Raw genomic sequence first — 11,927 nt, forward strand, 5'->3', positions numbered from 1 at the left:
TCATGTTTGAAAATTTATCACATTTAGCATTGCAACAATATTGGTGGGTGATTGACTCACTTTTAGGAAGTATTTTAGTTTTCTTAATGTTCGTTCAAGGAGGCCAGACTTTAATATACAGATTGGGAAAATCTGACGAAGAACGAACACTTTTAATTAATGCTCTGGGACGAAAGTGGGAGTTTACATTTACTACCCTTGTTACATTCGGGGGAGCAATGTTTGCTTCATTTCCACTGTTTTATTCAACTTCTTTTGGAGGTGCCTATTGGGTATGGATGGCTATTTTATTTTGTTTTATCATTCAGGCAGTAGCTTATGAGTTTCGTTCTAAACCTTCAAATGTTTGGGGAGCAAAAACCTTCGAGGTATTTTTGTTTATCAATGGTTTGTTGGGAACAATATTAATTGGAACTGCGGTAGGAACTTTCTTTAATGGAGCAGAATTTACCGTAAACGAATTGAACCAATCAAAATGGGCAAATCCCTATGGTGGATTAGAGGCCGTTTTAAACCTACACAATGTAGCTTTGGGCTTAACGGTTTTCTTTTTGGCGCGTTTGTTGGGAAGCTTGTATTTCATGAATAGTATAGAGCATGAAGCAATTTTTAATCGATCGAAAAAGCAGTTGTTGTATTGTGGAATTCCTTTTTTAGTGGTTTTCTTATTTTTTGCAATTCGCTTATTGGTTATGGATGGTTTTGCAGTTGATGCAGAAACGGGTGTTGTAAGTATGGAAGCATACAAATACTTACACAATTTTCTTGCAATGCCATTGGTTCTGATATTATTCCTTGCAGGTGTTGTGTTGGTGTTGTTTGGTTTAATTAAATCTTATTTAGCTGAGAAATATACTAGAGGAATTTGGTTTACTGGCGGAGGAACAATTCTGGTAGTATTTGCACTTTTCTTGTTGGCAGGGTTTAATCATACTGCTTTTTATCCATCTAATGCTGATTTGCAGTCTTCCTTAACCATTCAGAATGCATCTTCATCGCATTACACTCTAACGGCAATGAGCTATGTATCCTTAATGGTTCCTTTCGTAATTGCCTATATTGTTTGGGCCTGGAGAGCTATCAATAATAAAAAATTAGACTTGGAAGAATTGAGAAGTGAAGATCATTTGTACTAAAAATAGAGAATCATGTATTTATCATCAATAATATGGCTTCTTACATGGCCACTCTTAATATATGTAAGTTATAAAGCAGTAAGATATGCTTTAAAAAAGTTTGAATCGAAATTGGAAGAGTAAGATAATTTGATCGGCAATCGTTTAATGATTGCCGATTATTTTATATGGGTTTTTAGATATCAACTAAAAATGTATTTTTGTGCATCCTAATTTTTAAGATATGAGTGGACTGGATAATATCAAACCTATACATAATTGGTTCAGTAAGAAATTGGATACTCATCCAATAGTGATTAGTGGACCTTGTAGTGCAGAGTCTGAAGAGCAGTTGGTATCAACAGCAAAGGCTTTAAGCGACACAAAACAGGTGCAGATATTTCGAGCAGGAGTTTGGAAACCTAGAACCAGGCCAAATTCTTTCGAAGGTAGAGGGTTGGATGCATTGCAGTGGCTGAATACAGTAAAGCAAGAAACTGGTTTGTTAACCATGGTAGAGGTGGCAGCACCAAAACATGTTGAAATGTGTTTGCGCCATAATGTTGATATTTTATGGGTTGGAGCACGAACAACATCAAATCCATTTTCCGTTCAGGAATTGGCAAGTGCTTTACAGGGGATGAATGTGCCAGTAATGGTTAAAAATCCAATTAATCCAGATATCAACCTTTGGATTGGTGCTTTAGAACGCATACATAAAGCAGGGATCTCAAAGCTTGCAGCTATTCATCGAGGCTTTTATCCATTCGAAAAAACCATTCTGCGAAATATTCCAAAATGGGAGATTCCTATTGAATTAAAATCTCGTTTCCACAATTTGCCTATCATTTGCGATCCAAGTCATATCGCAGGAAGTAGAAAGTACATTCACGAAATGGCTCAGAAAGCGATGGATTTAAATATGGATGGTTTAATGATAGAAAGTCATATTTGTCCTGAAGAAGCTTTGAGTGATCCCGATCAGCAATTAACACCTGAAGACTTGAATCAACTGTTGAGAGGTTTGGTTTGTAGGTTACATGTAGTGGGTGATGAAGAGATTGACCAACTTGTAAAATTTAGAAGTCAAATTGACTCGGTAGACGCACAGTTGATTGAATTGCTTGCGCAGCGAATGAATATTGTTGAAGAGATTGGTGAATACAAAAAGGAAAAGAATATGACGATTCTGCAACTTCAGCGATGGGAAAAGGTTCGTGAGCGTGGAGTTGATCTAGCAAAAAGTTTGGGATTGTCAGAGAAGTTTATAACTCAACTTCTTAGAATGATTCATAAAGAAGCCATTCTTAGACAGAATGAAGTAATGAATAGAAAGTAATTCAAAGTGCTTGCAGAAACTTTTTAACCAAGCTTTTATTTTTACCGAATCTATATTATTATGATTTAATCATTCTTTGTGAACATGTGTTCATAAAGTTTTCGATTTTGTTTAGTTTCAGGTGATCAAAAAAATCACCTGATGAAAATTCTAACCAAAGCTTGCCTGCTTATAAGCTGCCTGTTGGTAGTGTATTATAGTTCTCATGCAAAAGGAATAAAGTATGGGAAATTCTCAAAAGATGAAATCTTACTGTCTGAATGTTCTTACGAAACGGATGCGGTTGCCGTTATTTTAAGCAAAACCTGTGTGGTTGATGTAAGTTATAGATCAATCATTTACCATCATCATGTGAGAATTAAAATTCTTAAGGAAGAAGGTTTAGATAAAGCCAATGTAGAACTCCCATATTGGCGAAAAGATGGATTGGAAAAAATCAATTCGGTTAAGGGGCAGACCATAAACTTTGATCCTGATCATGGCAAAGAGGTAACAGATCTGGATGGAAAATCTGTTTTTGATGTTGATTTGAATGAAAGCTATGGAGCTGTGCGTTTTGGAATGCCAAATGTGAAGGTAGGTTCAATAATAGAATATAAATATGCGCTGGTTTCCAATTTTTACTCTTACTTGGATACATGGTATTTTCAAAATGATATTCCGACATATTACAGTTCTATTAAGGTAAATATTCCAGAATCATTTAGATATAATATGGTAAGCTTTGGGCAAAAGCTAAGTGCTAAATACCCTTCGGTAAGTAGTAATGAGTGGATATTATCTCATTTAAAATCGATAAAGGAAGAGCCATATGTGAATAATTATACAGATTTTATTGAGCAAATTCGTTTTCAGCTAACGGGATATTATAAAAATGGGGATGGAATGGCTGGAGGAGTTGAATTTGTTACCGTAAAATCGACTTGGGATAAGTTGGCCAGCGAATACTTAAAAGCTTTCGATTTTTTTGGTAGAAAAGGCTATGCTAAAAAAATTGTTGAGCAAATTTTAGAGGGTGATGAAAATGACTGGGAAAAAGTAGAGAAAATATATGACTATGTTCGAAATCATGTAAAGTGGGATGGAGAATATCGTTTATACCCCAAAAAAACTCCTCCAAAAATCTTAGAAGAAAAGGTAGCTTCAAATTCCGAAATGAATTATTTATTGGTTTTACTTTTAAGGGAAGCTGGAATAAAAGCTGAACCTGCTTTAACTCGTACCAACAACTTGGGTCTTCTTCAAACGGGTTATCCTTTAATGAGCCAGTTCAATCAGGCTTTAGCTATGTAGAAATATTTGGGAATAAAATGTTTTTAAATGCTACTTCGCCTTACCGTCCATATCAATTGCTGGCTGAGAAAGATTTAAATCATATGGCTTTGGTGATCGAAAAAGATAGAGCTAGATGGGAAAAGGTGGTGGCTTATAAAAAGTCTCGCCAACAGTTGTTGCTAAACTATGATTTTACAAATATGAATGAGCCAAGCTGTAAGTTTAAACTTATGGAGACCGGTTATTATTCGGTAGAATCAAGAAAGTTCATCAATAAATATGGTTTGGAAGAGTTTTTGAAAACAATGATTGACGAATCGGAGGTAGAATTGAATAAAGATTCAGTTGAGAGCCGCAACCTTGATGTCGTAAATAAACCTTTGGAAATTACATGTAATCTGCCAATGACAGAAATGGATTTTGAAAGTGATATGATATATTTCGAGCCATTCCCAAGTGTTTTTACAGATAATCCATTTATAAAAGAGGATAGGCAATATCGCATTGATTTTAACTACCACCGATATCAATCAATTCTAATTAATATTAAACTTCCCGAAGAATTTAGTATTGAGGAATGTCCTAAGTCAAAAGTTATTAAACTTTCTAATGGTTTTGGGAAGTATTTAATAAGCAATCAGAAACAATCCAATAGCTTGCAAGTGAGAACTCTTTTCGAGATCAAAAAAACTTTCTTCAGTAAAGATTATTATAGAGAATTAAGAGAGTTGTTTACTCATATGCTATCCTCATTAAAGGGACAGGTCGTAATTAAAAAGAACACTACATTATCAGAAAAATAAAATGGAAGAATTGAATACACAGCAACAAGAAGTTGTTAAGACGGAAGAATTCGCATATCCAAGCATTAAGCAATCGTGGGGAATAATAGGAATTTTATTGCTCGTTATGATTGGATACAGTATACCTGTTGGATTAATTCAGTATGCACTGGGAGATGTTTTGCAAGGCCCTATGGGTTTTGTTAATTATGTTGTGCCATTAGGCATTATGATTTTTATTGCTATAAGTTTTAAAAAGAAAAATCCTAAAAATGAAAGCGCCATTGCATTTAATCCATTCCCTCTGGTTATTCTACCTGTGGTGGTAATTGTAACATTAAGCATGTTGGTAATAAATGTTGAAATCACAAGTTGGGTGCCAGCACCTGAATGGTTAATGGATTTATTTAAGAACATGATGCAGGACAATATTTGGGGATTTGTAACAGTGGCTATTGCAGCTCCAATATTAGAAGAGTTATTAATGAGAGGAATTGTGCTTGATGGATTACTAAAAAACTATAATCCTTGGAAAGCGATTATTTGGTCGGCAGTATTTTTTGGAATTATACATTTTAATCCATGGCAATTTGTTGTAGCTTTTTTAATAGGGATTGTAATGGGATATCTATACTGGAAAACAAAATCGCTTCTACTTTGTATGGTTATTCATGCTGTGAATAATGGAACGGCCTTTTTTCTTAGCAAATCTAATCCCGATGCTACTTCATGGGCAGAGATGTTAGGGTTAGGAACTGTAGAGAGAATAGGGTTATTTCTTATTGCTGTTTTAATTGTTTGGTTGGCATATCGATATTTCGAAAATTATTTTAAGAAGAATGAAGAACCAATAAAGGAATTAAAATACAACCAATAGTAGCAGAAAAAGGTTAAAATGAAAAACGCCGCAAATCATCTTTGCGGCGTTTCTGTTTATATGGTTTTTTATTTCTTCTTCGTAAGATTATCAATCATCGAAAACAGGATGTAAACAAAAATTACAAGTGGAATTACAAGCCACTTTACCAATACGGCCAATAAAACCAAACTCATTAAAAACAGGTATCTGATTTTGTTATCCTGCCAGCTTAGGTTTTTCACTTTTAAGGCAAACATTGGAATTTCTGCCGTTAGCAAAAGCGAAGTAATTACAATGGCTACAATAATAATTGCAGGATTGTTTAACCATTCTACAATAAAAGGATAATCGCCAAAATACAATACCAAAGGAATCGAAGCCCAAAACATGGCGTTTGCAGGAGTAGGCACACCAACAAAGGATGCTGCTTGACGTTCGTCTACATTAAATTTTGCCAGGCGAAGAGCCGAAAAAATAGGAATGATAAATGCCGATAGAAGAATTGCCATTTGCGAAATGCTCAATTCATCCGGATTAAAATCCACAGATGCATCACCTAAAATTGCAATTTTCAGATAACCAAAGGCAATCAAACCAGGAGTTAAACCAAAGCTTACCATATCTGCCAGCGAATCCAATTCCTTACCCATGGCCGAGTAAGCTTTTAGCGCTCGAGCTGCCAAACCATCCATAAAGTCGAATACCGAAGCGACTAAAACCAGAGCTGCTGCCAATTCCAAATGACCTTCAACGGCCAATAAACTTGCTGTGCAGCCCGAAAATAAATTTAAACAGGTAATGGTGTTTGGGATGTGTTTTACAATGCTCATGCTTTCTGTTTTGTTTATAGACTCACAAAAATAAGTGAATTTTTCGATTCTGCTGATCAGACAAAACAATTAGAGAGTGTAATTGCACTTATTTCCTATTGTAACTTTTCTAACAGAACCGTATAGAAGTTTGCTTTTACAATATGCTTAGCATCTCGGAGATGCTAAGCATGTTTAGCTTTTTACCCAGTGGAAATTCTCTATTTTACTTATTTACACCCCAATTATGCTACAGATTAAAAAAAGCATGTTATTTTTACGTTTCTAGAATTGTACAATATGCGAGTATTACTCACACTCTTTTTACTATTAGGACTTTGTAGTTTGTCAGTGGCGCAAACTTCGGCTCCTACCTACAGTAACGAATTCCTTTCCATAGGAGTTGGTGCCCGATCCTTTGCCATGGGAAATGCCAGTGTTGCCTCTCAATCGAATGTTGAAGCGGCTTACTGGAATCCTGCCTCATTGGTTAAAATCGACAACAAATACGATGTGGCAGCTATGCATGCGGAGTATTTTGGCGGATTATCGGCCTACGATTATGCAGGATTGGCTGTAAAGTTGAATAAAGAAAGTGCCATAGCATTCAGTTTTATCCGTTTTGGGGTGGATGATATCCCAAATACTTTGGAGCTAATCGATAAGGATGGAAACCTGCGTTACGATCGCATCACAACCTTTACCTCTGCCGATTATGCCTTGCTGATTTCATATGCAAGAGAAACAGGGATCAAAGGATTAAATGTTGGGGGGAATGTAAAACTGATTTATCGCCATACCGGCGATTTTGCTTCGGCTTATGGTTTTGGAATCGATTTGGCAGCGACCTACAGCACATCTTCATGGAAATTTGGAGCACTTTTGCGCGATGCTACAAGCACTTTCAATTCATGGGTGTTTAAAACCGATCAGTTGGAAGAGGTGTTTGCAGTAACCGGCAACGAAATACCTGAGAATTCAACCGAGCTAACTTTGCCAAAGTTGATTTTGGGTGTGAGCAGAGAGTTTCAATTGTCTGAAAAGTTTGCCCTATTGGCCGAGTTCAATACTGATCTTACTTTCGATGGTAAGCGGAATGTTTTGGTACAGAGCGATCCCATAAGTATTGATCCACACATGGGAATCGAGGCTTCCTTTAAAAAGTTCATTTTCCTGCGTGCAGGGGTAAATAATTTCCAGGAAGAAACAGATTTCGACAACAGTAAAAGCTGGACCTTTCAGCCAACCTTGGTTTGGGAATCAACTACAGAAATTTCCGATTGGATTATGCGTTAACCGATGTTGGCGACCAGTCCATCGCTCGATATTCCAATGTGTTTTCTTTGGCTTATTCGTTTGATTAGGGAATTCTTTCTTAAGACCTAATGGTTCGGTTTGTGAATTGATCGTTTTTCTCGAACCATTGACATTTCTATTCAGGCATCACAATCTTTGCTTCAATCCTCGGTGTGGATGCTTCAATAGGTATACTTTCCAATTCAGAAGGCCTGCAGTTCGATTCAGAACGCAGGATGTGTGATTCAGAAGACTCAGATTTCGATTTAGTGCACTTGAAGTTAAATTCAGTAGACCTGAATTACAATTCATAACACCCGGATTGTGGTTCAGTGCATGCTAATTTCAATTCAGTAGATACAAAGTGCTCTTCATCGCCTAGGCATTTCGTTTCAATGCATGCTCATTTCAATTAGATAGCTTTTAATTTCGATTCAGTAGACTGGGAAAATGATTCAGTTCGTGTGTATTTTGATTAGAAAGCCTGTGATATACATAAATATGGGATGTAATTCTATTAGTCGAAAATAAAAGTGAATTCATAATTCTCCTTTGTTTTATTGGTGAAATCAATGACTTGCAAGAATGTTATCTGTAAGTATACAGTTAATGAGTGTTGTGTGCAAAATTAAACTAAACAGTAGTTTTTGTTTTTTGATATGAAATCTTTAAATTCATTCGAGCAAAATAATATAAACAATAAAAACAAATACTATTTTAAAATGAAGAAAATAATCATTTCCCGACACAATGCAAACCTACAAGTTGTAAGTGTTCTTAAAACCAATGAGAGCAAATATTCAGGAATTCCTGCAATGATAAATGCGGTAGCTGCTTTAAACAGTTCGGTAGACAAAGCCGTTGAACTTTTTGCAAAAGTAGGCAGTATTCCGAACAAACCTGCAGGTAATAAGAATGTGGCAAAGGCCGAATTGATATCCATATGCCTGGTGGTAAGTAATGTGGTGCATGTTTATGCCTTTATGAAAAAGGATGAGAATTTACTGAACTTTTTGGTGACATCAGAAGCTGAATTGGGAGTGAGAATGCGCCAGCAAGACCTGCTGAATTATGCCAAAAACCTGGCAGAGAAAATTGCTCCTATAGCTACCGAATTGGCTGATTATGGATTAACTGAAGAATTAAAGGCAGAACTGAACAAAGAGATTGCCGAGTTCGAAAAGCTCATGATAGAGCCTCGCCAATTAATCAACGAACGCAAAAACACCAACGAAATGATTGAAGATTGTATCGTTGAAATTTATAGTTTGCTGATTAATCGGATTGATCCTTTTATGGAGTTATTTAATGGGGATGAGGAATTTTATCGTGCCTACAAAAATGCACGAATGATTGTTAATCCTGCCAACAGAAAACGTACGGAAGAAGAGGTTGTTACCAATGAATAGTAAAACCTTTAATAGGATATGTAGAAAAGCAAGCTTTTGGGCTTGCTTTTTTTGTTGGCGTTCCTTTGCTAATGTACAATTTTGATTTCAGCCTATCCTTTTGTATTTTATATTTTACAGAGGTCATTTGTTTTGATATTAAGTGTGAATAGTATCTTTTTACCTAAAGGTTTGATTAATTGAATATTCTTAATCTAAGTATTTTACCAATTAAACGGATAATAAAAATTTCATATGGATTTTGCAGTTATTTCAGGAGCAGCAGCAGGACTTGGTAAAGCCTTTTCTTTTGAATTATCCAAGTTAGGGTACAATACAATCTTAATTGATTTGCCTGACCAAGGGGTGAAAGATATATGCACAGATATTGAATGTAAATTCAATAGAAAATCTCTGTGTTATGAAGTTGATTTAACTAAAATTGAGAACATCGTTGAGATTACAAATGATATTAATAAAAGGTACAATGTCTCAATTTTAATAAACAATGTAGGTGTTGGTGGGACCAAAAGATTTAACGATGCTGACGTTAATTATCTCAATACAATTATCCAGTTAAATGTAATGGCTACTACCATTATGACAAAACAGCTGTTCCAAAACTTGAAAAAGCAAGAAAAATCATATATTCTAAATGTCTCGAGTATGGCTGCATTTAGCCCTGTTGCCTTCAAAACGGTTTATCCTGCTTCAAAAGTATTTGTACATTACTTTTCCAGAGGATTATGTGAGGAATATAAAAATTCAAATGTATTCGTAAGTGTTGTAAATCCAGGACCTATGAAAACCAATCCCGACGTAACTGCTCGAATAAATAAACAGGGGGTTTGGGGTAAAATAGGATTACTGTCGCCTGAGAAGGTTGCAGAAATAGCAATTAGACAACTTTTTAAAGGAGATAGATTAATAATGCTTAACGGTAATAAATTCAATTGGTTTGTGTTAAAAGTACTGCCAATTTGGTTAAGACTTTATTTGTTGTCTAAAGCTGTCCGTAGAGAATTAAAAAACAAATAAAAGTGGACAAAGTATTTGTAACCGGAATAAACGGATTGTTAGGTACAAACTTAACTTTAATGCTAATTGAGAAAGGTTATTTCGTTACCGGCTTAATTCGAAAGAAAAGTAATTTTCTTAAACCTGAACTTAAGAACTTAAAACTTGTAGAAGGTGATTTATTTGATTTAGAGAAGATGACCGATGCAATGAAAGGGTGTAAATATGTTGTTCATGCAGCAGCAATTACTTCACAACGGTTATTAAAGCTTTCCGATTATTATCAGGTAAACGTACTGGGGACAGAAAATATAATTAAAGCATGCTTCAAGACGGAAATTGAGAAGTTAATCTACATTGGTACTGCAAATACTTATGGCTATGGAAGTTTATCTAACCCTGGTGATGAGTGTAAGTCCATGATGGCTCCTTTTACAAAATCTTTATATGTGGTGAGTAAAAAGAGGGCTCAGCAAATTGTAGACAATGCTGCAACAAGGCTGAATATCACAACCATTAGCCCAACCTTTATGCTAGGTGCATACGATACTAAACCAAGTTCTGGGAAAATAATACGAATGGCCTTAAATAAGCGTTTTGTATATTACCCTTCAGGAGGAAAAAATTTTGTTCATGTGGCTGATGTGGCAAAAGCAATAATTAAGGCCTTCGATCTGAAAATGTCTGGTGAGAAATTTATTGTTGCCAATGAAAATTTGACTTATAAAGAATTCTATCACAAAATGATTCTAATCAATAATCAAAAAACAGCATTAATTCTTATACCTGATTCTTTATTGTTGATTTTAGGCTTGATTGGTGATTTGCTTAGGTTATTAAAATTTAAAACGGATGTGTCATCAGTAAATACAAGGGTTCTAACAACTAAGAACTATTATACCAACGAAAAGGCTAAACGTGAATTGAATCTTAATTTTACATCTGTTGATAAAGCAATATCTGATTCGTTGAATTTTTATAATCAAAGAATTTAGTACAATATGAATAGCCTATCAATAGGCTCGATTGTTTTTATAATATTCAGCTCGATGAGGTTCAAACCAACATATTGAAAGTTGATAATTGACTATATGATATTTTATCTCAATAACCTTTTAAGAAAAGAATACGTATAATTATAAATTATTCATTTAGAATAGGTGTTCAGAATCACTTATTATTCTCCTCTGTATGATCTGATCGAATTCCAATCTTAATTTAAAAGTTAATATTAGAGTAAAATCGCAATTGTGCCAGATTAGTAACCTATAATACTAGGAAACAATCAATTGGTTTAGGTGTATTAGCATTTACTTGCTCTCCGCTCGCCAAAGAAAATTATGTGAATGTCTAATAATAACTCTAATGAAAAGAAAACAATTTATACAAGAATTGATTCAGAATTCAACCAATCAAGTCCAAAGTGAAGATTATAAAATTACTAAAGTTGCAAAATCTGGGCTTGATGCTATGATTATAACTGGTGTTCAGTCAATGACAATTAATGATTTGTCATCTATAGGTGTTAGGTCAAAAGTTAAAAGAAATATACAATTATTTATTAAGGCTATGACAATTGATTCAAAGCGAAGATTCATGTTAGAACATCTTGAATACAGATCTTTTGTTAATGCGAGGTTTGAAATTAAAACTCTATGGCCATTTTACTAGATGAATTTGTTAGAGCATTGCGCTGTAACAGTTTCTGAGGTGCCTAATTATAGGCACCATTCAAATGTAATTAATATCAAACCCGCTTGCTATGAATGAAAAAGATAAAATACACGAAGAAAGAATGCAATTTATTGCTTCAATTGCACATGAAATAAGGATTCCTTTAGGAGGGATAATAAGCTTTTCAGAACTTTTGCTTATCCCAAATTTATCAAGGGAAAAGATTTTCCTTTACTCAAACTATGTAAATACTTGCTCTAGTAGATTGTTATTATTGCTTAATAATCTAATTAATAGTTCAAAATTAGAATCCAAACAAGGAATAGTAGTGAATGGATTCATAGATTTGAATATGTTCATCGATGAATGTACA

At 34.8% G+C, this 11,927-nt stretch carries 12 protein-coding genes; 11 read left to right on the top strand and 1 reads right to left on the bottom strand.

Going from position 1 to position 11,927, the window contains the following annotated elements:
- Positions 1-2: 2 nt before the first annotated feature.
- The 5 genes from cydB (at position 3) to JCM15579_RS05800 (ending at position 5,388) form a co-directional block, all read left to right on the top strand.
- The gene (gene cydB / locus JCM15579_RS05780) at positions 3-1,136 is read left to right on the top strand and encodes a cytochrome d ubiquinol oxidase subunit II (RefSeq protein WP_054717030.1); all 1,134 of its coding nucleotides are present in this window, start codon (positions 3-5) and stop codon (positions 1,134-1,136) included.
- Positions 1,137-1,359: 223 nt separating this feature from the next.
- Entirely contained in the window at positions 1,360-2,454 is a 1,095-nt protein-coding gene (locus JCM15579_RS05785) for a chorismate mutase (RefSeq protein ID WP_054717033.1), read from the top strand.
- A gap of 141 nt (positions 2,455-2,595) precedes the next feature.
- Complete coding sequence (locus tag JCM15579_RS05790) at positions 2,596-3,747, top strand: transglutaminase family protein (RefSeq protein ID WP_054717037.1); 1,152 nt, start codon at positions 2,596-2,598, stop codon at positions 3,745-3,747.
- A gap of 17 nt (positions 3,748-3,764) precedes the next feature.
- Positions 3,765-4,532, top strand: a complete 768-nt coding sequence (locus JCM15579_RS05795; protein ID WP_054717040.1) for a DUF3858 domain-containing protein — start codon at positions 3,765-3,767, stop codon at positions 4,530-4,532.
- Position 4,533: 1 nt separating this feature from the next.
- Positions 4,534-5,388 (top strand): CPBP family intramembrane glutamic endopeptidase, encoded by an 855-nt coding sequence (locus JCM15579_RS05800; RefSeq protein ID WP_054717043.1) that lies wholly within the window; start codon positions 4,534-4,536, stop codon positions 5,386-5,388.
- A 68-nt stretch (positions 5,389-5,456) separates the two neighbouring features.
- On the opposite strand, the gene JCM15579_RS05805 is transcribed toward JCM15579_RS05800, so the two are convergent.
- On the bottom strand, positions 5,457-6,200 hold the full coding sequence (locus JCM15579_RS05805; protein WP_083464554.1) for a CDP-alcohol phosphatidyltransferase family protein: 744 nt from the start codon (positions 6,198-6,200) through the stop codon (positions 5,457-5,459).
- A gap of 279 nt (positions 6,201-6,479) precedes the next feature.
- Between JCM15579_RS05805 and JCM15579_RS05810 the strand changes: the two genes are divergently transcribed.
- The 6 genes from JCM15579_RS05810 to JCM15579_RS05835 all read left to right on the top strand — a co-directional run.
- The gene (locus JCM15579_RS05810; RefSeq protein ID WP_218186071.1) at positions 6,480-7,475 is read left to right on the top strand and encodes a putative type IX sorting system protein PorV2; all 996 of its coding nucleotides are present in this window, start codon (positions 6,480-6,482) and stop codon (positions 7,473-7,475) included.
- 722 nt (positions 7,476-8,197) lie between these two features.
- On the top strand, positions 8,198-8,884 hold the full coding sequence (locus tag JCM15579_RS05815; RefSeq protein ID WP_157471351.1) for a hypothetical protein: 687 nt from the start codon (positions 8,198-8,200) through the stop codon (positions 8,882-8,884).
- A 234-nt stretch (positions 8,885-9,118) separates the two neighbouring features.
- Positions 9,119-9,901 (top strand): SDR family NAD(P)-dependent oxidoreductase, encoded by a 783-nt coding sequence (locus tag JCM15579_RS05820; RefSeq protein WP_054717049.1) that lies wholly within the window; start codon positions 9,119-9,121, stop codon positions 9,899-9,901.
- A gap of 2 nt (positions 9,902-9,903) precedes the next feature.
- Positions 9,904-10,875, top strand: a complete 972-nt coding sequence (locus tag JCM15579_RS05825) for an NAD-dependent epimerase/dehydratase family protein (RefSeq protein ID WP_054717052.1) — start codon at positions 9,904-9,906, stop codon at positions 10,873-10,875.
- A gap of 370 nt (positions 10,876-11,245) precedes the next feature.
- The gene (locus JCM15579_RS05830; protein WP_054717055.1) at positions 11,246-11,551 is read left to right on the top strand and encodes a hypothetical protein; all 306 of its coding nucleotides are present in this window, start codon (positions 11,246-11,248) and stop codon (positions 11,549-11,551) included.
- A 91-nt stretch (positions 11,552-11,642) separates the two neighbouring features.
- Positions 11,643-11,927, top strand: a 285-nt coding sequence (locus tag JCM15579_RS05835) for a histidine kinase dimerization/phospho-acceptor domain-containing protein (protein WP_054717058.1), incomplete at its 3' end; no start/stop codon positions are given.

Origin of the sequence: Marinifilum fragile JCM 15579, from assembly GCF_001310955.1 — a bacterium.
Lineage (GTDB): Bacteria > Bacteroidota > Bacteroidia > Bacteroidales > Marinifilaceae > Marinifilum > Marinifilum fragile.